The sequence below is a fragment of the Streptomyces sp. NPDC050988 genome (assembly GCF_044456225.1).
Taxonomy (GTDB): domain Bacteria; phylum Actinomycetota; class Actinomycetes; order Streptomycetales; family Streptomycetaceae; genus Streptomyces.
In genome coordinates this window covers 1-21,794 of the sequence record NZ_JBITFQ010000040.1, presented here as the reverse complement: position 1 = coordinate 21,794, position 21,794 = coordinate 1, and the positions used below count along the sequence as shown (strand labels likewise).

20 protein-coding genes are annotated in these 21,794 nt (G+C 72.1%); 8 read left to right on the top strand and 12 right to left on the bottom strand.

The features are described 5' to 3' along the window. Positions 1-59: 59 nt before the first annotated feature. Positions 60-518: a hypothetical protein gene (locus ACIBEI_RS44590; RefSeq protein ID WP_398896794.1), complete on the top strand. Its 459-nt coding sequence runs from the start codon at positions 60-62 to the stop codon at positions 516-518. A gap of 6 nt (positions 519-524) precedes the next feature. Here ACIBEI_RS44590 and ACIBEI_RS44585 read toward each other — a convergent pair whose 3' ends face one another. Beyond that, the gene (locus ACIBEI_RS44585) at positions 525-2,615 is read right to left on the bottom strand and encodes a HelD family protein (RefSeq protein WP_398896874.1); all 2,091 of its coding nucleotides are present in this window, start codon (positions 2,613-2,615) and stop codon (positions 525-527) included. Positions 2,616-2,954: 339 nt separating this feature from the next. Between ACIBEI_RS44585 and ACIBEI_RS44580 the strand changes: the two genes are divergently transcribed. Further along, positions 2,955-3,143: a hypothetical protein gene (locus tag ACIBEI_RS44580; protein ID WP_398896793.1), complete on the top strand. Its 189-nt coding sequence runs from the start codon at positions 2,955-2,957 to the stop codon at positions 3,141-3,143. A 222-nt stretch (positions 3,144-3,365) separates the two neighbouring features. Here ACIBEI_RS44580 and ACIBEI_RS44575 read toward each other — a convergent pair whose 3' ends face one another. Next, positions 3,366-5,009: a DNA repair helicase XPB gene (locus tag ACIBEI_RS44575; RefSeq protein WP_398896791.1), complete on the bottom strand. Its 1,644-nt coding sequence runs from the start codon at positions 5,007-5,009 to the stop codon at positions 3,366-3,368. A 303-nt stretch (positions 5,010-5,312) separates the two neighbouring features. Here ACIBEI_RS44575 and istB point away from each other — a divergent pair, with 303 nt between their 5' ends. Then, positions 5,313-6,632, top strand: a complete 1,320-nt coding sequence (gene istB, locus ACIBEI_RS44570; RefSeq protein WP_398896789.1) for an IS21-like element helper ATPase IstB — start codon at positions 5,313-5,315, stop codon at positions 6,630-6,632. Here the strand turns inward: istB and ACIBEI_RS44565 are convergent. Together ACIBEI_RS44565 and ACIBEI_RS44560 are read right to left on the bottom strand one after the other, a co-directional pair. Further along, positions 6,610-6,849 carry a hypothetical protein gene (locus ACIBEI_RS44565; protein ID WP_398896788.1) on the bottom strand — a complete coding sequence of 80 codons (240 nt, stop codon included), beginning with the start codon at positions 6,847-6,849 and terminating at the stop codon, positions 6,610-6,612. The two genes, istB and ACIBEI_RS44565, sit on opposite strands and share 23 nt — an antisense overlap. 527 nt (positions 6,850-7,376) lie before the next feature. Then, positions 7,377-9,995 (bottom strand): helicase-associated domain-containing protein, encoded by a 2,619-nt coding sequence (locus ACIBEI_RS44560; protein WP_398896786.1) that lies wholly within the window; start codon positions 9,993-9,995, stop codon positions 7,377-7,379. Between the two features lie 206 nt (positions 9,996-10,201). Here ACIBEI_RS44560 and ACIBEI_RS44555 point away from each other — a divergent pair, with 206 nt between their 5' ends. Then, complete coding sequence (locus ACIBEI_RS44555) at positions 10,202-10,357, top strand: hypothetical protein (RefSeq protein ID WP_398896784.1); 156 nt, start codon at positions 10,202-10,204, stop codon at positions 10,355-10,357. 76 nt (positions 10,358-10,433) lie between these two features. Further along, the gene (locus ACIBEI_RS44550; protein WP_398896782.1) at positions 10,434-11,450 is read left to right on the top strand and encodes a hypothetical protein; all 1,017 of its coding nucleotides are present in this window, start codon (positions 10,434-10,436) and stop codon (positions 11,448-11,450) included. Here the strand turns inward: ACIBEI_RS44550 and ACIBEI_RS44545 are convergent. The 3 genes from ACIBEI_RS44545 to ACIBEI_RS44535 form a co-directional block, all read right to left on the bottom strand. Then, complete coding sequence (locus tag ACIBEI_RS44545; RefSeq protein WP_398896780.1) at positions 11,443-12,336, bottom strand: ABC transporter ATP-binding protein; 894 nt, start codon at positions 12,334-12,336, stop codon at positions 11,443-11,445. The genes ACIBEI_RS44550 and ACIBEI_RS44545 overlap by 8 nt on opposite strands. A 35-nt stretch (positions 12,337-12,371) precedes the next feature. Continuing rightward, positions 12,372-13,370 (bottom strand): FecCD family ABC transporter permease, encoded by a 999-nt coding sequence (locus tag ACIBEI_RS44540; protein WP_398896873.1) that lies wholly within the window; start codon positions 13,368-13,370, stop codon positions 12,372-12,374. Between the two features lie 104 nt (positions 13,371-13,474). Further along, on the bottom strand, positions 13,475-14,467 hold the full coding sequence (locus tag ACIBEI_RS44535; RefSeq protein ID WP_398896778.1) for a FecCD family ABC transporter permease: 993 nt from the start codon (positions 14,465-14,467) through the stop codon (positions 13,475-13,477). Positions 14,468-14,667: 200 nt separating this feature from the next. Here ACIBEI_RS44535 and ACIBEI_RS44530 point away from each other — a divergent pair, with 200 nt between their 5' ends. Then, positions 14,668-15,291 carry an HAD family hydrolase gene (locus tag ACIBEI_RS44530; protein WP_398896776.1) on the top strand — a complete coding sequence of 208 codons (624 nt, stop codon included), beginning with the start codon at positions 14,668-14,670 and terminating at the stop codon, positions 15,289-15,291. Between the two features lie 81 nt (positions 15,292-15,372). Here ACIBEI_RS44530 and ACIBEI_RS44525 read toward each other — a convergent pair whose 3' ends face one another. Next, positions 15,373-15,621: a hypothetical protein gene (locus ACIBEI_RS44525; RefSeq protein ID WP_398896774.1), complete on the bottom strand. Its 249-nt coding sequence runs from the start codon at positions 15,619-15,621 to the stop codon at positions 15,373-15,375. A 187-nt stretch (positions 15,622-15,808) separates the two neighbouring features. Here ACIBEI_RS44525 and ACIBEI_RS44520 point away from each other — a divergent pair, with 187 nt between their 5' ends. Then, entirely contained in the window at positions 15,809-16,192 is a 384-nt protein-coding gene (locus ACIBEI_RS44520; protein ID WP_055610283.1) for a cold-shock protein, read from the top strand. Between the two features lie 72 nt (positions 16,193-16,264). Here the strand turns inward: ACIBEI_RS44520 and ACIBEI_RS44515 are convergent, their stop codons facing one another. The 4 genes from ACIBEI_RS44515 to ACIBEI_RS44500 all read right to left on the bottom strand — a co-directional run bounded on the left by ACIBEI_RS44515 (position 16,265) and on the right by ACIBEI_RS44500 (position 20,090). Further along, complete coding sequence (locus ACIBEI_RS44515; RefSeq protein WP_398896772.1) at positions 16,265-17,155, bottom strand: 1,4-dihydroxy-6-naphthoate synthase; 891 nt, start codon at positions 17,153-17,155, stop codon at positions 16,265-16,267. Further along, a complete protein-coding gene (locus tag ACIBEI_RS44510; protein WP_398896770.1) occupies positions 17,139-17,906 on the bottom strand; it encodes a futalosine hydrolase in 768 nt (255 codons plus the stop codon). Before ACIBEI_RS44510 ends, ACIBEI_RS44515 begins: the two co-directional genes overlap by 17 nt. A 19-nt stretch (positions 17,907-17,925) precedes the next feature. After that, entirely contained in the window at positions 17,926-18,414 is a 489-nt protein-coding gene (locus ACIBEI_RS44505) for a hypothetical protein (protein ID WP_398896768.1), read from the bottom strand. Positions 18,415-18,668: 254 nt separating this feature from the next. Continuing rightward, positions 18,669-20,090 (bottom strand): MFS transporter, encoded by a 1,422-nt coding sequence (locus ACIBEI_RS44500; RefSeq protein ID WP_398896766.1) that lies wholly within the window; start codon positions 20,088-20,090, stop codon positions 18,669-18,671. A gap of 476 nt (positions 20,091-20,566) precedes the next feature. Between ACIBEI_RS44500 and ACIBEI_RS44495 the strand changes: the two genes are divergently transcribed. Then, positions 20,567-21,490 carry a DUF3027 domain-containing protein gene (locus ACIBEI_RS44495; protein WP_398896764.1) on the top strand — a complete coding sequence of 308 codons (924 nt, stop codon included), beginning with the start codon at positions 20,567-20,569 and terminating at the stop codon, positions 21,488-21,490. Positions 21,491-21,794 lie beyond the last annotated feature (304 nt).

Genomic DNA, 21,794 nt, shown 5'->3' with positions numbered 1-21,794 from the left:
CGAAGAGGGCGAAGAGGGAGAAGAGGGCAGAGAAGAATGACAGCAGGGGGACGGGTCTCGTGACCACAGCCATCGTCGCGGTGATCGGCACACTGCTGGGCGCCGTCACCGCGGGCGTCATGCAGCACCTCACCACGGTCGCGGCCCGCCGCGACCGCGACCGGCAGGCACTCGTCGCCGCCGTCGCCGCGTTCCTGGGCGCCGCGACCGACCACCGGCGCCACCAGTATCTGAAGCACGTCATGCGCAGGCAGGGTCACGAGGAGACCATGGAGATCCGCGCGGCCCGCTACGAGGCGCGCTCGGAGATGACGAAGGCCCTGACCTCCCTGACCCTCGCCACCGACGACCCGTCGCTCCTCGGTCTCGCCGACACCGTCGTCCAGCGGTCCACCGACATGGGCGAACCGCCCCACGACGACTACGACGCCGTCAACGCCGCGGGCGACCGGGCCAGGGAAGCCCACGCCGCCTTCCAGGCGGCAGCGGCCGAGCACCTCCGCCGCGCCCGCTCCTGAGGGGGTTCACAACGTGCCTGCCCCCTCGGCGAGTTGGGGCGGAAGCGGTGCCGCGTGCGTGACGATCAGGCCCGAGACCGCTCGGGTCAGGGACACGTACAGGCGGCGCAGGCCGGTGCGTTCGTCCGGTTCGCCGTCGACGACGGCCCGGGGCTCGTCCAGGACCACGTAGTCGTACTCCAGGCCCTTGGCGAGCGAGGCCGGGACCAGGGTGAGCCGGGTGGTGAGGGTCGTCTCCTCACCGGGACCGAGGCAGGGGAGCCCGGCCGCCGCCAGGGCCTCGGCCAGCAGCGGTACGCGCGCGTCGGCGGCGATGAGCCCGACCGAGCCCTCGTTGCGCAGCAACTCCTCGCAGGCGGCGACCACTTCGGTGTTCGCGATGTCCGCGGTGTCCGCGGTGGCCGGGCGGACCTCGAAGAAGCCCGGGTTCTCGCGGACCGACGCCACCGGGGTCAGGCCGGGCGCGATGTGAGGGAGGAGCCGGGACGCGTACGTGATGACGTCCGTCGGCACACGGAAACCGGCCGTCAGCTCCTCGACGACCGCGTCGCCCTTGCCCAGGTGGGTCAGTGCCTCCTCCCAACTCCGGGTCGCCCAGGGCGTCGTGCCCTGCGCCAGGTCGCCGAGCACGGTCGCCGAACCGGTCGTGCAGCGCCGCCCCACCGCCCGGTACTGCATGGGGGACAGGTCCTGCGCCTCGTCGAGCACCACATGCCCGAGCGAGTGCGTGCGCTGTACGAGGTCGGTGGCCTCGTCGATCAACACGGCGTCCGCGGCTGCCCACTTGGCGGATTTAACCGACCGTACGGGCTTGCTCCAGAGGATCGCCTTCTGCTCGTCCTCGGTGAGAACGCCCTCGGCGTGGGTGGCCAGGAAGTCGGCGTCGGAGAGCAGACGCAGCACGAGTTTCGCGGGCTCGACCGGCGGCCAGAGACTCTTCACCGCCGCCTTCACCGCGGGGTTGCGGGCCACGGCGTCCTGCACCCGGTCGTCCGGGGCCTCGCCCGACCGCTCCATCTGCACCAGCACGGCGTGCGCGATGCGCTGCGGAAGGGCCTCGCGGGCGGCGCCGTACCGGATGTCCCGGTCGAGCAACTCCCGGACGATGACTTCGAGTTCGTACGCCGGGACGCGCCAGCGCCGGGAACCGCGCACCACCACGACCGGTTCGACGGGCATGGTCACGTGCGAGCGGACGGCCCGGCGCAGCACCTCGGCCATCCGTGCGTCGCCCTTGACGACCGCGGTCGCCGCCTCGTCCCTGCCCCGCACCTCCACATGCGCGACCAGGTCGTCGACCGTGGCCTGCTTGACCTCCAACTCGCCCAGCGCGGGCAGTACTTGCTCGATGTAGTGGAGGAAGGACGCGTTCGGCCCGATGACCAGCGTGCCGGTGCGGGCCAGCCGGTCGCGGTGGGCGTAGAGGAGGTAGGCGACCCGGTGCAGGCCGACGGCCGTCTTCCCGGTGCCCGGACCGCCCTGCACACAGACCGTGCCGCCGAGACCGGACCGTACGATCTCGTCCTGCTCGGGCTGGATCGTCGCCACGATGTCGCGCATCGGGCCGACGCGCGGGCGCTCGATCTCCTGCTGGAGCAGCTTGCTGGTGGCGGCGTCCCCCGATGAATCGGTGGGGTCGGAGAGGTGCTCGTCCTCGTACGCGGTGAGGTCGCCGGCCGTGTAGCCGAAGCGGCGGCGCAGGGCGATGTCCAGCGGGTTCTTCTTGGAGGCCCGGTAGAAGGGCTGGGACACCGGGGCACGCCAGTCGATCACCATCGGGTCCCCGTCGGCGTCGTGCACGTGCCGGCGCCCGATGTAGAACCGCTCGCCCTCCGCGCCCTCGGCCCGGTCGGCGCCCGGCGAGTGCAGATAGTCGAGGCGGCCGAAGAAGAGCGGGGTGTGCGAGAGGTCGGCGAGGGCTTTCACGCGCGCGTCGATCTGATGGGCCAGAACCTCCGCGTTGACCCAGTTCGCGGTGACGTCCCGGATGTCGAGCGACTCGACGTCCTCGCGCATGGAGCGCAGGGCGGCACGGGAGTGGGTGAGGTGGGCGCGCTCGCGGGAGAGCGGGTCGCCGGACGGATCGGGGACCGGCATGGCGGAGTCGGGCGGGGTGGACACGGGTGATGCCTCCGGGGCCTGGAGCCTGCTGCGTGGGTGTGCCTCATCGCCGTAGGGCGGGGCTGTCGCCGTATGGCCGGGCTGTGTGCCGACCGGTTTCCGTCCGGTCGGCGGCACTCCGCGAGGGAGGCGGGCAAGAGCGGAGATTTTAGGCGAGAGGAGGTGATGGGGGCCAACCATTTATCGCCGCGTCCCCTAGGGGACGCCGTCCCCCTCCCTACGGGGGACGGGTCACTCCGGAGTCGTACGCGCGGACCACGAAGGTTCGGTCCGCAGGCCGATGAATCCGGAACGCCGAAAACCGACTATGGATACATGAGCACAGCGACCTTCACCCCAGCCCCCGTCAGTCCCGGCGCACCCCCGGGAGCCACCGCCCTCCACGGCAGCCACCGCCACCGCCTCGGCGACACCCTCCGCGCCATCAAGGTCTTCGCAACCGCCGCGATGGGCGTGATCCTCCTCGGAGAATACGAAGAGGAAGCAGGCGTACGCCGCCGGTAGCCCCACCGACGCCCTTCAGGGGCGCGAGGAACGGCGCAGTCTTTTGGCTCTTAGGGGCGCGAGGAACGGCGCGAGCAACCAACGACGGCCGCCACGTGACGAACCGACCTCGGCCACGGGCTTTCAGGGGCGCGGGGAACGGCGCAATCCTTTAGTTTTTAGGGGCGCGGGGAACTGCGCGACCAGCCCCCACCAACCCGCACCCTCGATACAACCTCCCGCTCAACTGCCCGCAAGCAACTCATCCGCATCCACAATGCGATACGCATACCCCTGCTCAGCCAAGAACCGCTGTCGATGCGCAGCGAAGTCCTGATCGATCGTGTCCCGAGCCACCACCGAGTAGAAGTGCGCCTGGTGCCCGTCGGCCTTCGGCCGCAGCACCCGCCCGAGCCGCTGCGCCTCCTCCTGCCGCGACCCGAACGTCCCCGACACCTGGATCGCGACAGTCGCCTCCGGCAGGTCGATCGAGAAGTTCGCCACCTTCGACACCACGAGCACACTGATCTCGCCCTGCCGAAACGCCTCGAAGAGCTTCTCGCGCTGCGCGTTCGACGTCTCACCCTTGATGACCGGCGCGTCCAGGTGCTCGCCCAGCTCGTCGAGCTGGTCGATGTACTGCCCGATGACAAGGATCTGCTGCCCGGCGAACCGCCGCACCAGCGCCTCCGTCACCTTCCGCTTCGTCGCGGTCGTCGCGCAGAAGCGGTACTTCTCCTCCGTCTCGGCGGTCGCGTACGCGAGCCGCTCGGCGTCCGTGAGATTGACGCGGACCTCCACGCAGTCCGCGGGCGCGATGTACCCCTGCGCCTCGATCTCCTTCCAAGGAGCGTCAAAACGCTTCGGGCCGATCAGCGAGAACACGTCCGACTCACGGCCGTCCTCGCGCACCAGCGTGGCCGTAAGGCCCAGGCGCCGGCGCGCTTGAAGGTCCGCCGTGAACTTGAAGACCGGCGCGGGCAGCAGATGCACCTCGTCGTAGACGATCAGACCCCAGTCGCGCGAGTCGAACAGCTCCAGGTGCGGATAGACACCCTTCCGCTTCGTCGTCAGGACCTGGTAGGTCGCGATGGTGACCGGCCGGATCTCCTTCCGCGTACCGCTGTACTCGCCGATCTCCTCCTCGGTCAGTGAGGTCCGCTTCACCAGCTCGTGCTTCCACTGCCGGGCGGAGACGGTGTTCGTGACGAGGATCAGGGTCGTGGCCTTCGCCTGGGCCATGGACCCGGCGCCGACCAGCGTCTTTCCGGCGCCACAGGGGAGTACGACCACCCCTGACCCGCCGTGCCAGAAGTTCTCGACCGCCTGCTTCTGGTACGGCCGCAGCGCCCAGCCGTCCTCGGCCAGCTCGATGGGGTGCGCCTCGCCGTCCACGTACCCGGCGAGGTCCTCCGCCGGCCAGCCCAGCCTCAGCAGCGTCTGCTTGATCTGGCCGCGCTCGGAGGGGTGCACGGCGACCGTGTCCGGGTCGATCCGGGCGCCGACCAGCGGAATGACCCGCTTCGAGCGGAGGATCTCCTCCAGCACGGGCCGGTCGGTGGTCGTGAGGACGAGCCCGTGCGCCGGGTCCTTGGACAGCGTCAGCCGTCCATAGCGGTCCATCGTCTCGGCGATGTCGACCAGCAGCGCGTGCGGCACCGGATAGCGGCTGTACTGCACGAGCGCGTCGACGACCTGCTCGGCGTCGTGCCCGGCCGCGCGCGCGTTCCACAGCCCGAGCGGCGTCAGCCGGTACGTGTGGATGTGCTCCGGCGCCCGCTCCAGCTCGGCGAAGGGAGCGATGGCACGACGGCACTCGTCCGCCAGCTCGTGGTCGACCTCCAGGAGCAGCGTCTTGTCGGACTGGACGATGAGTGGACCATTCACGCGTGCGTCCCCTTCTGCACAGCTGTGCGGTGTGCACGGCCAAACGTCCAGTGTGCCTGATCGTCCACGCGGCACGCTGTGAACCGGGTGACGCCCCGTCCTGTCCTACTGGATGTCTATTCATTCCAATGAGTGGTGGGAATTCAGATTTACGGCCGCGGACCCGAAGAATGGCGATCCCCGCAGGTCACTGCCCAGGTCACCGCCCAGGGAGAGCCACCGTTGTCCGCACCCGGTCACAGCCACATCCATGCCCCGCCGCAGGCGCCCCCGCCGGCCTCACCGACTGTTCCGCTGCCCGTCGTGTCCCAGCCGTCCACGACGCTCGGGTACGCGCTCTTCGCCACCCGCTGGCTGCAGGCTCCGCTCTACTTCGGGCTGGTGGCCGCGCAGGGCGTGTACGTCTACAAGTTCTTCAACGAGCTGTGGAATTTAATCCTCCGGTGCGTGACCGGACAGGCGAACGAGACGTACGTCATGCTCGCCGTGCTGAAGCTGGTCGACGTCGTCATGATCGCGAACCTGCTGATCATGGTGATCGTCGGGGGATACGAGACCTTCGTCTCCCGCATCGGTCTCCAGGGCCACCGTGACCAGCCGGAATGGCTCTCGCACGTCAACTCCAACGTCCTGAAGGTGAAGCTCGCCACCGCCATCGTGGGCATCTCCTCCGTCCACCTGCTCCAGATGTTCGTGGACGTGCACCACACCTCGCAGCACGCGCTGCTGTGGGGGACGGTGATCCACATGGCCTTCATCGCCTCGGCGGCGATCCTGGCGTACATGTCGGGGCCGATGGCGGAGCACGGGGACCGCTCGCACAAGGGGCACGGGCACGGGCCCATGCCGGCGCACGGCCAGGACGGAGTCGGCGGGGGGTATTCCGCCTCGGCGTCCGTCCCGGCCGAGTTCTCGACCTCGGCGGCGGCCATGCGGGCCCCGGCCCTGGTCCCGAGCACGGTCCCGGTCCCGATTCCGGCCCAGGCGACGGGCTCGTACCTGTCCTCGTCCGAGCCCTACGACGCCTACGACCCCTACGAGACGGGGGCCGAGACCCGGATCCGTGCCGCCCGTTTTCCGTCGCGGAAGCAGCTGGAGGAGTTCGACGAGGATCATCCGCGGGACTTCGACCGGGAGGTGCTGGCCCGGCTCGGCAAGCTGGACTTCGTGGCCGCGCGGCGGAACGTGGTGTTCGTCGGGCCTCCTGGCACCGGCAAGACGCATCTCGCCGTAGGCCTCGGTGTGCGGGCCTGCCAGGCGGGACACCAGGTGCTGTTCGCGACCGCCGCCCAGTGGGCCGCGAGGCTGACGGAGGCGCGGGCGGCCGGGCGGCTCGCCGAGGAGCTGGCCGCGCTGGACGCCCACCCGCTGCTGATCGTGGACGAGGTCGGCTACACCCCGTTCGACGCGGACACCGCCCATCTCTTCTTCCAGCTCGTCGCGCACCGCTACGAGCGGTCCTCGCTGATCGTGACCGGCGACCGCCCGCTCGGCCGCTGGGACGAGATCTTCGGCGGCGCCGCCCCCGCGATGGTCGACCGCCTCGCGCACCACGCGGAGATCGTCCGCCTCGAAGGGGACAGCTACCGGATGCGCCGGGCTACTTCAGCGTGGGCAGAGTGATGTTGTTGACCAGCGGGCCCTCGACCGTGACCCCCTCGGTGACGAGCGGTTCCACGGCGGCGATCGGAATGGGCAGCGGCAGCGCGGGCTGCGCGGCGGCGGCCTGCGGGGCGAACATGCCGACGAGCGCGGCCGAGGCGAAGAGCGTGGCGGTGGCGGCGGTACGGATCGCGGCACGGGTGCCGGTCGCGGTGCGGGTCGGGAGCGTGGAACGCATGGGGTTTCTGAGGCCTTTCTGACGCTGCTGAGCGGGGGTGGGGGCCCTCGGAGGGGACGGGCCGGACTCGGGATGCCGAGTCCGGCCCGCTGGGCGTGCTGGGCGTGCCGGACGTGCGGGGGCGGCCTCAGAGGGTCAGGCCCCCGCCGAGATCGATACCGATCGCGGCGGCCTGTGACGCGAGTGCGCCGAGCAGCGCGGCGGTACCGATCAGAACGGTGGCGACACGGCGAGCAGTGCGCATGGGACTACCTCCTGGCTGTGTGATCGGGCGGGTGCCTGATCAGGACGTCCAGTGGCTGCCCCGCGACTCGCGCCGCGATGCGGGAGGTCCCCGAAGGTCCCTCATGGGTGGGAAGCGTCCGGCGTGGCGTGCATGAACGGCCGCGTACACCCGGACGAGTGAGACGGGGGCGGACCTCCGGCCGGGGGCGGGGTGCGGTTTCCGGCCGGGACGGCTGCGGTGTCCGGCCGGGACGGCCTCAAGCGCGCCCCCAGCTCTGCCCAAGCTCTGCCTCAGGCCTACCTCAGGCCTGCTCGTCCGCCAGCTCCGCGACGCCTGTCACCCGGTGCAGCGGATAGGTGCGGACCTCGTCCGCGGTGTGGTCGTACGCCGTCACGAAGCCGCCCTCCACCTTGATCGGGGCGATGACGCGCTGGCTGGCGGAGCCCTCGGCGTTGACGTACCCGATCCAGAGGGTGTCGCCGGTGAGGACGGCCGCCTGCATGGTGGCGAGGGTCTCGGCGGAGGTGGTGCGCGGGAGCGTGCCGTTGCGGCCGGGAGCGGCGGAGGCGGTGGGCTTGTGCGGGGTCGTGGAGGCCAGGTCGCCCGCGCGGATGGCCCGGATCGCGGCGCCCAGCAGGGTGGTGTCGGGGGACGGCGGACCGTCCGGGACCGGCTCGGGCGCCGTGCGCGGGGGCGTGCGGTGGGCGTGCGCGCGGGTGATCAGTACGTCGCCCTCGGCGGACTCGGCGGCCGGTGCGAAGCCCATCGAACGCAGCCCTTCGAGCAGCGTGGCCGGGTCGGCCTGCGCGGCCAGCACCGTCGGCGCGAGACGGCGCAGCCGCAGCCCCTGGGAGCGCTTGTCGGCGATGATCTCGTTCAGCAGGGCGTCGTCGTCGCAGCGGACGTACGCCGACGCCGAGCCGATCCGCAGATGGCCGTGCCTGCGCGCCACGTCGTCGATCAGGTAGGTGAGCGGCTGCGGAACCGGCGTACGGGAGTGCTCGGCGAGGAAGGCGTGCAGGTCCGAGGCCGAGCGGCCCGCGTCCAGGGCCCGGCGGACGGAGCCCGGCGTGAAGCGGTACACCGTCGCCCCGCCCTTCGACTCCACGTCCGCGAGGACGTCCAGCGTGTCCGCGAGCGGGCGTTGCAGCGGACCGGGGGCCACCGCCGTCAGGTCCGCCTGAAGGAGGACGTGGTCGAGGGGCTCGGGGAGCAGGGGCGCGAGCAGCTTGCCGGCGCGGGCGGCGGCGGAGGCCAGCTCGGCGGCCGAGCGGGGCTGCGGAGGGGGCGCGGGGTGGTGCCTGTGGTGGTGCACGGGGAGTTTGTCGCCCGGGCCGGAGTCCGTCGCGATCCCTGTCGCGATTCCCGCCTCAGTCCCCGTCTCCGCCCCCGTTCCCGTCTCCGTTCCCGTCCTCGTCTCCGGGGCGGCCGCGCCCGGTTGCGCCCCGATCAGCGCCCGCCCGTGCGCCGACAGCGCCCCCCGCCCGGTGATCCCCAGCGACTCGGCCTCGGACAGCGTCCACCGGGCGAGCCGGGCCCGCAGGTCGTCCGAGGAGGCGGCCCCGCGCAGCGCGCGCTCCCAGTGGAGACGGGCGACGAGGGAGTCGGGGGACGCGGAGGCGCCCTCGGGGAGCGCGGCCAGGAGCGTCAGGACACGGTGGCGGACCTCGGGGGCGGCCGAGCGGTCGAGGCCCGGGCCCAGCGCGGAGAGCGTGCGCTCCTTGGCGTCCCGGCCGCCGATCACGCCCGCCGTGCGGGTGGCGGACAGCCAGGCCGTGGCCAGCCGCGTCCAGCGCGCGGCCGCCGGGAGCTCCAGCCACTCGTCGTACGCCGGAGTCGCCGCGTACCGCTCGTCGGCCTCGCCGTCCGACGCCAACAGGCCTGCCGCGTAGGCGAGTTCGACCCAGAACGCGGCGACCGGCTCCGGGACGTCCAGGGCCACGGCGGTGCGCTTGAGGTCCCGTACGCTCAGGCCGCCCGCGCGCAGGACGGTCGGACCGCCCTCGTCCCAGTCCTTGAGCAGCTCCTCGATGGTCGCGAGCGAGGTGTACGCCTGGCCGGCCGCCGTCGTGTCCACAACCTGTGGACGGTGCGTGGCGGCGGGCTCGACCGCCGGCGGCAGGGGCTCGGTCTCGCGATGGGCGCGGCCCGCCCGGAGGTGCAGTGCGACCTCGCGGGGCAGTACGACCGTGCCGGGCGCCGTCGGCAGCAGCAGACCGCGGTCCAGGAGCCAGCGCAGCCGCGAGGCGGGATCGGCGGTCACCTGGCCGTAGGGCGGGCCCCAGACCAGCCGGGACAGGACGTCCAGGGAGTCCGGCGGGGCCGCGGCGAGCAGCTCCGCCATCCGGGCGCGGTCGGTGAAGAGGCCGGTCAGGGACGCCACCGCCGACACCGCGTCGTGTGTCGTGGGCAGCCCCGCCGCCGTGAGGATCTCCTGGATCCGGCCGGGGGACATGCCCGAGGTGGCCTCCGCGACCGTCGGCCCGAGACCTGTCGGGGACGGGTGCTGAGGCGAGGGCGCGAGCAGTTCGCGGGCCGTGCGGACCAGGCGGAGCCGGTCGTCCGGGCCCCACACCAGGGCCTGTTCGCGCAGGGCGGCCAGGGCGTGCGGGAACGCCCCGACGACCGCGGGGTCGTTCTCGTCACCGGCCAGCAGCGCCAGGAGCGTCCCGCGGTCCGCCGGCTCCGGGGCCACCGCCAGCGCCTCCGCCGTCTGGAGCGTGAACCGGTCCAGGCGCTCCAGGGCGCGGATCACCGAGGCGCGGGTGCCGGCCCGGGTGGCGAGCTGTGTGAGGTCGGTCGGGACGGGCGTGATGAGGTCCGGGCGGGCGCGCAGGAGCGCGGCGAGGGAACCGTCGTCCTTCGCGCGGAGCGCCTCCGCGAGGGACCGCGGGGCCACCTGCTTCTCATCGCTGCTCATCCGCTCAACGGTAGCGGGTGGCGGGCCCGCCAGGGGCCGTCCGCCAGGGCCCGGGACCCCCTTACCGGGCGGACGCCGGGCGAACGGGACGTCTCCCGGACGGCCACGGGATGAACATCGTCAGGAGGATCACGTCACCCCTGGCGGCACTCCGACCCCACCGGTCACCCCGGGCTCCCGGTCAACTGCTCGGCCGGCCAAGGGGGTTGGGGGATCCGAGGGCGGGCCTCGACGCCAGCAAGCGGTTCGCCGAGCGGTTCGCCGAGCGGTTCGCCGAGCGGGCCGCCGTCATCGGCATCGCGCTCCACCCGGCGGCGTTCCTCCCGGAAGTGGAGAACCCGCGCGTGTGCGAGCCGACCTGACCCGCGTCCGTGCCCACCCCCCTGCGCTAACGTCGTCCCACGGGGTATTCGACGCACCCGCCCCGGAGGGGACTTCGTGGGTATCGAGAGCGACCAGGTCGTCTACGAGTATCTGAGCCGTGTCGGCGACGTGGCCCAGCAACGGCAGCTGCCGTCGGGCATCCGCATGCGCCTGGTCTCGGAGCTGCGCAACGAGATCGACCGGCGCCGGGCCAAGGCGACCGTCGACAGTCCGGCGGCGGTCCGCCGCATCCTCGAACGGCTCGGCACCCCCGAGTCGGTCGTCGCCGCCGCGAACGCCGACACCGGCGGGGGCGAGGGCCCGGCCGAGCCCCGCGCGGCCGTCCCCACCCAGCGCGCCCAGGAACCCGAGCCGCGGTCCAAGCGCCTGCGCCGGGTCGTCCCCCGGCCGCGCCCCGCCGAGCCGGACGTCCCCGCGACGGCCGACTCTGCGCCCTCCCCGCCGCACCTCGCGAGCACGGAGGAACTCGGGTCAGGACAGCCCGACTGGTGGCGGGTGGAGAGCAGCCCGTTCGGGGCGGCGGACAGCGTGCCCGGGTTCACCGGCGGCATCGAGATCCCCGAACTGCTCAGGCCACCGCCCCGGAAGACGGACGAGACGGACGAGCCGGACGAGACGGGTCCGAAGTCCGCGGCGCCCGTCGTGCCCCCGGCACCCGTCGAGGCGGCCGAGACGGACACGGCGGCCGGAAAGAAGACCCGCCGCCTGGTCCCGCGGCTGCGCCCCGTCGGCGGCGGCTGGACGAACCCCCTGCTGCTGCTCGCCGCGGCCCTGCTGGTCGCGGGCGCCGCCATCGGCAACCTCGTGATGCTCGGCCTCGGCTGGCTCATCGCCTACCTCTCGCGCCGCCTCAGCCCCACCGAGTCGAAGTGGGCCGTCCTCGGCGTCCCCGGCTTGGTCGTCACCGCGGGCATCGTCTGGCTCTGGGGCCGTACGGAAGGCCGCTGGGGCATGCCCATCGCGGACGGCCACATGAACGACGCGGTCGCCGAGACCTGGCCCTGGGTCCTGCGCGGCGCGGCCATCGCCTCGGCGCTGTACCTGGTGTGGAGGTCGCAGCGCCCTAGGTAGTGCTGGAAGCGGCTGTGTCCTCCTGGCCCTTCGGGCCTTCCTGGGCCTTCCGGTCTGCGTGGGCCTTCTGGCCTTCCTGGGCCGGGACTTGGGCATCCCCGCCCCGCCACGGGGCGCCGGGCACCACCAGCGGCGACCCGGTCACCGGATCCGGCACGACCACGCATTCCAGCCCGAAGACCTCCCGTACGAGATCGGCCGTGACGATCTCCGACGGTGGCCCGGAGGCGACGATCCGTCCCTCCTTCATGGCGACGAGGTGGTCGGCGTAGCGGGCGGCCTGGTTGAGATCGTGCAGGACGACCACGACCGTCCGGCCGCGGTCATGGTTCAACTGCCGTACCAGGTCCAGGACTTCCACCTGGTGCGCGATGTCGAGGTAGGTCGTCGGCTCGTCCAGGAGCAGCAGTTCGGTCTCCTGCGCGAGCGCCATCGCGATCCAGACCCGTTGCCGCTGCCCGCCCGACAGCTCGTCCACGGGACGCTCGGCCAGCGAGGCCACGTCCGTACGCTCCATCGCCTCGGTCACGGCCCGCTCGTCCGCCTCCGACCACTGCTGCCACCAGCTCTGGTGCGGCTGCCGGCCGCGCGAGACGAGGTCCGCGACCGTGATCGCCTCGGGCGCGACCGGCGTCTGCGGCAGCAGCCCGATCTGCTGCGCGATCCGCTTGGTGGGCAGCTTGGCGAGCGAGGTCCCGTCCAGGAGCACGGCCCCGCCCTTCGGCTTCAGCAGCCGCCCGAGCGCACGCAGAGTCGTCGATTTGCCGCACGCGTTGGGTCCGACGACGACAGTCACCCGCCCGTCGGGGACCGCGAGGTCCAGCTCGCGCACCACGGTGCGGTCCTCGTACGCGAGCGTCAGCTCACGCGCAGACAGCCTGCTCATGCCCTGCCCCTCCTGCCCCTTGGCCATGCCCTGCCTCACGCGTTGCCCCCAGAACGGACGGTACGGCTCCGGACGATGAGCCAGATCAGATACGGCGCCCCCACGGCCGCCGTGAACACCCCGACCGGCACCTCGGTCGGCGAGAACAGCTTCCGCCCCAGCAGATCTGCCAGTACGACGATGACGGCACCCAGCAATGCCGAGCACACGAGCGGGATCTGCGCGGTCCGGGTCATCCGCCGGGCGATCTGCGGAGCCAGCAGCGCCACGAAGTCCACGGGCCCCGCCGCCCCGGTCGCCACCGACGCGAGGACGACCCCGAGCACCACGAGCCCGAGCCGCACCCGGTTCAGCCGCACACCGAGCGCCGTCGCCGTGTCGTCGTCCAGACCGACCGCCCGCTGTGCCCGGGCCGCCCACGCGACGGCCGGTACGAGGACCAGCAGCGTCCAGCCGAGGGGCGCGGCCTCCGCCCAGCCGCGGCCGTTCAGCGAGCCCGTCATCCAGATCTGCGCCTGCTGCGCGACGAGATAGTCGCCCTTCGTCATGAAGAGCGTGGTCACCGAGCGCAGCGCGATCGCGAACCCGATCCCGATGAGCACGAACCGCGTCGCGTGCAGCCCGCCGCGCCAGGCGAAGATGTACACGAGCGCGGCGGCCAGCAGCCCGCCCACGACGGACAGATACGGCAGGACCGTGTACGACGTCACCCCGAACGTCATCGCGCCCACCGTCAGCGCGCTCGCGCCCTGGCTGATCCCGATGATGTCCGGGCTCGCGAGCGGATTGCGGGCCACGGTCTGGATCAGCCCGCCCGCGACCCCGAAGGCCGCCCCGACGAGCAGTCCGACCACCAGCCGGGGCGCCCGCAGCGTCCCGACCACCAGCTCGTCCGCCGACGGCCGCCCCGTCAGGACCTTCAGCACCTCACCGGGCGCGACGAAGCTCTCGCCGACACAGAGGTACGCGAGACAGGCCGCCGCGAGCAGCAGGGCGAGGCCGGCGGCCACGGCGACCGCCCGCCGGTGCAGCAGGAAGGTGGCCCGCCGGGCGCGGAGTACGGAGTAGCCGGCGGAGGCGGTGGTGGTCGCCCTTGCGGCGGTGGTGGTCGCGGTCGTCGCGGCCTTCGGGCTGGTCGTCACGCCGGGACCGCCTTCCTGCGGACCAGCCCGACCAGGAACGGCACCCCGATCAGCGCCGTCATCACACCCGCCGGGACCTCGCTCGGCGGGAACAGCACCCGGCCGACGGTGTCCGAGACGAGCAGCATGGTCGGGCCGAGGAGCGCGGCGAGCGGCAGCACCCACCGGTGGGCGGGCCCCACGATCGCTCGGGCGATGTGCGGAACGGCAAGCCCGATGAAGGCGAGGGGCCCGGCCGCGGCGACCCCGACCCCGGTGAGGACGGTGGCCCCGAGCCCGCCGACGATCCGTACCGTCGCGACCTGCTGCCCCAGCCCCTGGGCGACGTCCTCGCCGAGCGCGAGCGCGTCGAGCCCGCGGGCGACCGACAGCACGAGCACGGCCCCGGCCAGCAGGAACGGCCACACCTGCCCCACGATCTCCGCGTCCCGCCCGGCCAGCGAGCCCACCTGCCAGAAGCGGAACTCGTCCAGTGCGGAGGCCTTGGTGGTGAGCACGGCCGTGGTGACCGACACGAGCAGCGCGTTGATCGCGGCGCCGCCCAGCGCGAGCTTCACCGGCGTCGCGCCGCCCCGCCCGCTCGACGCGATCGCGTACACCGCGACCGACGCGACGGCCGCGCCCGCGAAGGCGAACCACACATACCCCGTGAGCGTGTGGATCCCCGCGAACGCGATGGCGAGCACGACCCCGACCGAGGCGCCCTGGCTGATACCGAGGATGCCGGGGTCGGCGATGGGGTTGCGGGTGATGCCTTGCAGGACCGTGCCCGCGAGCGCGAGTCCCGCGCCGACCATCAGGCCGATGAGGGTACGGGGGACGCGCAGGCCGCGTACGACTTCGGCGGCGTCGCTGTGGCCGCCGTTCAGCAGGGCGTCCAGGACGGCGGACGGGGGGATGGCGCGGGCGCCGACGGCCAGGCTGAACAGGATCGCCAGCAGGAGCGCCACGACGGCTGCCGCCAGGGCGACTGGGCGTCTGGCTTGCATGGGCTGGTGCTCCGGGGAGTGCGTGGCTGGATTGCTGGCTGGTTTGGTAAGGCTTGGCTGAGTCTATGTGGCGGTCGGGGGCGTTCGTCGGGTGCGGGTCCGTGGGGGCTGGTCGCGCAGTTCCCCGCGCCCCTAAAGGGGGCGCTGATGCTCACCGGAGCATCACGGGAGAGCCACCTCTACTGGGCACAATGGTCCATATGACTTCTCGTGTGCTGACCGTCGGCTTCGATCTCGATATGACCCTCATTGACTCCCGGCCCGGTATCCGCGCCTGCTACCAGGCACTTTCCGTGCGGACGGGGACGTACATCGATGCCGATCTGACCATCACGAGGCTCGGGCCGCCGCTCGCCGAGGAGCTGGTGAACTGGTTCCCGGCCGAGGAGGTCGAGGCTGTGGCGGACGTCTACCGGGAGATGTACCCCACACACGCCATCGCCCCGACGCCCGCGATGGCCGGCGCCCGCGAGGCCATAGCGGCGGTACGGGAGGCGGGCGGCCGGGCCATCGTCGTCACCGCAAAGTACGAGCCGAATGCCAAGCTGCATCTCAGCCACCTCGGCATCGAGCCCGACGCCGTCATCGGCGGCCTGTGGGCCGAGGGCAAGGCGGAGGCCCTGCGCGAGTACGACGCGGGCGTCTACGTCGGTGACCACACCGGCGACGTACGAGGCGCCCGCACCGCGAACGCCCTGTCGGTGGCGGTCGCCACGGGCCCGTGCGACGCGGACGAACTGCGGGAGGCGGGAGCGGACGTGGTCCTCAAGGACCTGACGGAGTTCCCGGATTGGCTGGCGGCTCACCAGGGCGCGCCCCTTTAGGGGCGCGGGGCTGCAGACATTTGCGGCTCCGCCGCGTGGGCGCGACCAGCCACAACCCACCCGCGGCCGACGAACGATCCTTCAGGAACCCTCACGCGCCCGCCGCCGCCCACTGGCAATCGACTGGAACACCCCCGCCCCCGCGATGAGGAATCCAACCCCCATCAACATGCTCAACCCGAACATGTACGTAGGAAAGGGCGTCGTACCCAGCAACAGTGGGGCAACGGTGACCAGTGTGGCCACCGCACCGACGAAGAACACGATGGCCCCGGCACGGATCAGTCCGTCTCCGGTCGCGGCGGAATTCGTTTGGGTTTTGTCACGCACCCGACCAGGGTAGTTCCCTGCGCGGAGGAACAATCCGGCGACGTCTTGTCAGCAGCCGCCGGACCATTAGCCTTGGTACCGGCGGGTCCGACGACCCGCTGTAGTGCTATACGGACCCGTTTCCCGAGCAGTTTCAGCCGCAGTTTTCAGATGCCGTTTCCCGACGAGTACGAGGACGAGGACAGACGTGCCTACCGGCAAGGTCAAGTGGTTCAACAGTGAGAAGGGCTTCGGCTTTCTCTCCCGCGACGACGGCGGCGACGTCTTCGTTCATTCCTCGGTCCTGCCCGCCGGAGTCGATGTTCTCAAGCCGGGTCAGCGCGTGGAGTTCGGCGTGGTCGCCGGACAGCGCGGTGACCAGGCGCTTTCGGTGACGATCCTGGACCCCACCCCGTCCGTCGCGGCCGCCCAGCGCCGTAAGCCGGACGAACTGGCGTCCATCGTCCAGGACTTGACGACCCTCCTCGAAAACATCACGCCCATGCTGGAAAGGGGCCGCTACCCCGACAAGGCCTCCGGCGCGAAGATCGCCGGCCTGCTCCGCGCGGTGGCGGACCAACTGGACGTCTAGGGGACCTGCTTCGCAGGCGCCCGCACCCCGCTGGGGGAGGCGGGCGCCGCTTTTTGGGGGCGCCCTGCGTGTTCAGGGGAACGAAAGCGCGTCCGGCGCAAGAGCCGGCACCAGCCCCTCGGCCGCCGCCCGCGTCAACAGCCCCCGGACCGCCGCGTACCCGTCCTCGCCGAGGTCCGCCGTGAACTCGTTGACGTACAGCCCGATGTGCTGGTTCGCCACGGAGACGTCCATCTCCTGGGCATGCTCCATGACGTACGCCCGCGACGCCTCGGGATCGTCCCAGGCGGCCCGGACCGACGTACGGGCGGACTCGGCGAGCAGCCGCAATGTGTCGTCGCCCAGCGACCGCTTGGCGATGATCGCGCCGAGCGGGATCGGCAGGCCCGTCGTCGACTCCCAGTGCTCGCCCATGTCCGCGAGCTTGTGCAGCCCGTAGTTCTGGTACGTGAAGCGCGCCTCGTGGATCACCAGCCCCGCGTCGACCTTGCCGTCCCGCACCGCCGGCATGATCTCGTGGAACGGCATGACGACGATCTCGCCGACCCCGCCGGGCACGATGTCGGCGGCCCACAGGCGGAACAGCAGGTAGGCGGTCGACCTCTCGCTCGGCACGGCGACCGTGCGGCCGGTGAGGTCCACGCCGGGCTCCCGGGTCAGCACCAGCGGCCCGCAGCCCCGCCCCAGCGCGCCCCCGCAGGGCAGCAGGGCCCACTCGTCCAGGACGTACGGCAGGACGGCGTACGACACCTTCAGGACGTCGAACTCGCCGCGTTCCGCCATGCCGTTGGTGATGTCGATGTCTGCGAAGGTCACGTCCAGCGCGGGCGCGCCCGGGACCCGGCCATGGGCCCACGCGTCGAAGACGAAGGTGTCGTTCGGACAGGGCGAGTACGCGATCTTCAGCGGCTCGGCGCCCGTCCCGGTCCCGGTGCCGGCATTGAGCTCATCGTGTGTGGTCATGTGGGTTCCAACTCTCCAGTGCGGGCGCGAGCTTCCCGAACGCCCCGGTGAGTGCCGCGAGGGCGTCCCCGATCCGCCAGGCGGCACGGTCGCGGGGTCCGACGGGGTTGGACACGGCACGGAGTTCCAGCACGGGCACGCCGTGCGCGGCGGCCGCCTCCGCGACCCCGAACCCCTCCATCGCCTCGGCGAGTGCCCGCGGATGGCGCCGGCGCAGTTCGGCGGCGCGTGCGGCGCTTCCGGTCACGGTGTTGACGGTGAGAACAGCTCCGGTACGTGCTCCGGTGGCGGCCGCGACCGCTCGTACGAGTGATTCCGGCGGACGGTGGGTGACGGCCCCGAAGCCCAGTTCGGTGACCGGGACGAATCCGTCCGCGGTCTCGGCGCCGAGATCCGCCGCGGTGATCTCGTCCGCGAGGACGAGCGACCCGACGGGCGCCTCAGGCTGGAAACCGCCCCCGACACCGGCGGAGACGACCAGGTCGTACGGCCCGGGGGTCTGTGCGTCGGCCGGTTCATCGGTGTGTTCGTCCAGGGCGGCTGCCGTGAGCGCGGCCGCGGTCGACGCGGCGGCGGCCGCCGGGCCCACGCCCGCGGCGAGCAGATCGAAGACGACGGGGCCGCAGGGCGGCCTCGCCACCCTGCTGAGGGCCGCCCCCGGAATCGCGTACTCCCGGGCCGTCGAGGGCGCGAACGCCGCGGCCACCGCGTCGCGTTCGACGAGGACCGCGGTGGCTACGAGGACACGCATGCGCGGCGGACCGGGCGGCTCAAGCGTCGGCGTTCTCGAGCTTGAAGTTCCAGACGCCCGCGAACTCCGAGTCGCCCTTGTTCTGCTGGACGATGCTGATGTTCAGCGTCTTCGGCGCGGGCTGGCCCTGCTGGCTCGCGAAGAGGTCGACGCCCTCGAAGGAGTAGTACGTCTTCTTGAACGGGTCGGTGACGCGCTGACCGTTGATCCACAGGGCCCAGCCCTCGTCCGCGATCTCCGGGTCGACACCGATCCGCAGCGTCTCGCCCTGCGGGACGCTGATCGTGTCGGAAGCCTTCTTGGCGGCGCACTTGGTGGCTTCCGCGCGGCCGATGTTGTCGCCGTCCTTGTAGCACTCGGCCTCGGTGCTGACCGAGTCGTTGCCGATCGTGACGGTGGCCATCGGCGTCGGCTTGTCACAGGCGGACAGGACGAGAAGTCCGGCGGAAACGGCGCCTGCGGCGGCGACGGCGCGGCGGCGGCGCGCGAGGGGACGCTGGGAGCTCATGCCCGAAGGCTATCGGGCGGGTCCGGCGCCCCACCTACGCGGGTGGGGTACGCGGCGCGCCGCCCTTGTCCTCAAGCGCCGGACGGGCTGGGGGTGGCAGGTCCGTGATGAGAGGCGCGGGCCCGTCGTGGCTGGTCGCGCAGTTCCCCGCGCCCCTAAAAGATTGCGCAGTTCCCCGCGCCCCTGAGGTATTTCAGCCTCTCCGGCGTTTGAGGAGCGGGGGTTCGGGGGCGGAGCCCCCGAGTGCGTGACGCTCAAGCCACCCGCGCGTGCTGGCGCCCCCCGCGGCGGGCCGCGCTCAGCAGGCCGCGCACCGTCGTGAGCCAGCCGGTGGCGACGATCGCGGCGGCCACGGACAACCCCAGCGTGCCGTTGAGCGGGAGAGCGATCCCGATCGCCCCGCCGACCACCCACGCCATCTGCAACAGCGTCTCGGAGCGGGCGAACGCGGACGTCCGGACCAGTTCCGGCACGTCCCGCTGGATCAGCGCGTCCAGCGACAGCTTGGACAGCGCCTGCGCGAACCCGGCGAACGCGGCCAGTATCGCGACAAGGATCACCCCGAAGAACACCGCGGCCGTGATCGCGACACCCAGCACCACAGCGATCACCGTCACGATGATCAGCTCCGGGGACCGGGTTCTCAGCGCCGCCCCGACCGCCGTGCCGAGGGCGTTGCCCGCGCCCGCCGAGACGCCCACTATCCCCAGTGAGACCGCCGCGCTCGCGCCGGCCAGCGGATGCTCGCGCAGCAGGAACGCGAGGAAGAAGATCAGGAACCCGGAGAGACACCGCAGCGACGCGTTCGCGGCGAGCGCGTGCGTGACCGCCGTGCCGACCGTACGCAGCCCCGGCCGCTTCGGCGGTTTCAGGTGCGGCCCGTGCAGGTGCTGCTCGTCCGCGGCGAGCAGGGCCTTGTCCTCGCCCTTGGCCGAGTCGACCTTGTGCGGGAGCTGGAACGACAGGAACGTACCCGCCACGAAGATCACGAAGGCGCCGTAGAGCGGATAGCGGGGCCCGAGCGCCTGCAGTCCGGCTCCGATGGGGGCGGCGACACCGGTGGCGAGGAGGCCGCCCAGTGTGACCCGTGAGTTCGCCTTCACCAGGGAGAACGCGGGTGGCAGGAGCCGGGGCACCACCGCGCTTCTGACCACGCCGTACGCCTTCGACGCCACCAGGACGCCGAGGGCCGCCGGGTACAGCTCGATGCTGCCGGTGACGACCGCGCTCGACAGCAGCAGGGCCATGAACGCGCGGGCGATGAACGCGCCCGCCATCGCGGCGCGGCGGCCGTGCGGGAGGCGGTCCAGGAGCGGGCCGATGACCGGGGCGAGAAGTGCGAACGGGGCCATCGTGATCGCGAGGTAGAGCGCCACACGGCCGCGGGCCTCGTCCGTCGGCACCGAGAAGAAGACCGTGGAGGCGAGCGCGACGGTGATCATCATGTCGCCGGCGCCGTTCACGCCGTGCAGTTCGATCAGTTTGCCGAGGCCCGACTCGCCCGCGCCGTGCGCGTGTGTCGCCTTTCTGATGCCCCTGGCCGTCCCCGTGAACGGCAGGTGCAGGGCACGCCCGACGGAACGGACGGCCCCGCGAACCGGGCCCGATCCGCTCGTTCGTCCCGCCCCGGCCCCACCGATCCCGGTGGCACCATGGGGCGACCTCGCGGCTGCCACTCCGCAATAGTGCCCCGAGAACGGCGCATGTAGCGCGGTTACCGCGCGTATAGGGGCTGAGTGGGCGCTGTGAGTTCGCCGCTGAGCGGCAGGTTTCGGCGGATTGTGGAGCCGCGCCGGAAGGGCGGACGGGCGAGAATTGGCCACGGAGAGGCGAAGAACAGCTCGTCGAGCGGGCGGAGCCGTCCATCGAGGAGCGGGCAAAGCGCCCATCGTGGAGCCCGCAAAGGCCACGCCGAGGAGCGGCGAAGAGACCGCGGTGTAGGCCAGGCGCCGACGAGACGGTAGCGTGCGTAGCGCGCCCGCGGCGGTTGTTCTCGGCCGCGCGCCTCTCGGCCATCCCGCAGAATGGATGACGTAGGTGCGCCCGAGTGCGATCGGGCGCGGACGTCGACGCGGCCCTCCGGTCCGCTCCGTCCGCACCCCCGTCGAGGGACGGCGCACTCGTGAGACGGCGTAGGAGAGAAGCGATACCTGTGAGCGCGACAACGCGAAGCCGAACCCCCGACCGTCTGTGCGCCGAGGCCGTCGACCTCGCCCGGGCCGCCGCCGAGGAGGCCGCCGTGCCAGGCGTCGTCGGCGAGCACGCGGGGATGGTCAGCGAAGGGGATCGCGTCGTCACGCACTTCTTCGAGTGCAAGGACCTGGGCTATCGCGGGTGGCGCTGGGCGGTGACCGTGGCGCGGGCCTCGCGGGCGAAGCTCGTCACCCTCGACGAGACGGTTCTGCTGCCCGGCCCGGACGCGTTGCAGGCCCCGGAGTGGGTGCCGTGGAGCGAGCGGCTCCGGCCCGGGGACATGGGTCCGGGGGACCTTCTCCCCACGGACGCGGAGGATCTGCGCCTGGAGGCGGGGTTCTCCGGCGAGGACGAGCCCGCGCCGAACTCGCCGATCTCCGAGGAGATGGCCGAGCTGGTGGAGGCGGAGGACGCCGAGGTCACGGCCGGGACGCCGGCCGCGCTGCCGGCCGTGCCGACCCGCGGCTCGATCGCCGCCGTCGCCGAGGAGCTCGGGATGCGGCGGGCGCGGGTGCTCTCGCGGTACGGGCTGCATGTCGCCGCCGACCGCTGGGAGGAGTCGTACGGGCCCAAGACGGCGATGGCCCAGGCCGCTCCCGCCACGTGCGTCAGCTGTGGCTTCCTGAATCCCATCGGGGGCTCGCTCGGGCAGGCGTTCGGTCTGTGTGCGAACGAGTTCTCTCCGGCGGACGGGCGTGTGGTGTCGCTGTCGTACGGGTGTGGCGGCCACTCGGAGGCCGCGGTCATGCCCAAACCGCCGCGGCCTGCTCCGCCGGTGATCGATGAGACCCGGGTGGACCCGTTCCCCCTGCGTCCGTCCCCGGACTCGGGGTCCGTGTCCGTCGCCCCGGACGAGTCCACGGCAGAGTTCGGCCACTCCTAGGCTGCCGCCGGCTCGCTTTGACGTGCGGGTTGCCTGTGGCTGGTCGCGCAGTTCCCCGCGCCCCTGGGTGGCTGGGGGTTCGGTGTGGTGCGTCGGGCGCGGCTCCGTTTCGGCTGAGCGCGCAGTTCCCCGCGCCCCTGGGGGTGGGTAGCTGATGTCGGGGGTTCACTGCGGGGCAGTGGGGGCTGGTCGCGCCGTTCCCCGCGCCCCTTAGGGGTCCTTGCAGAAAGATCGTGTTGTGGCACGGTGGAGAGGTATGTGATCCCGTCTTCTGTGGGGTGTGACCATGGCGCGGCGGAAGCCG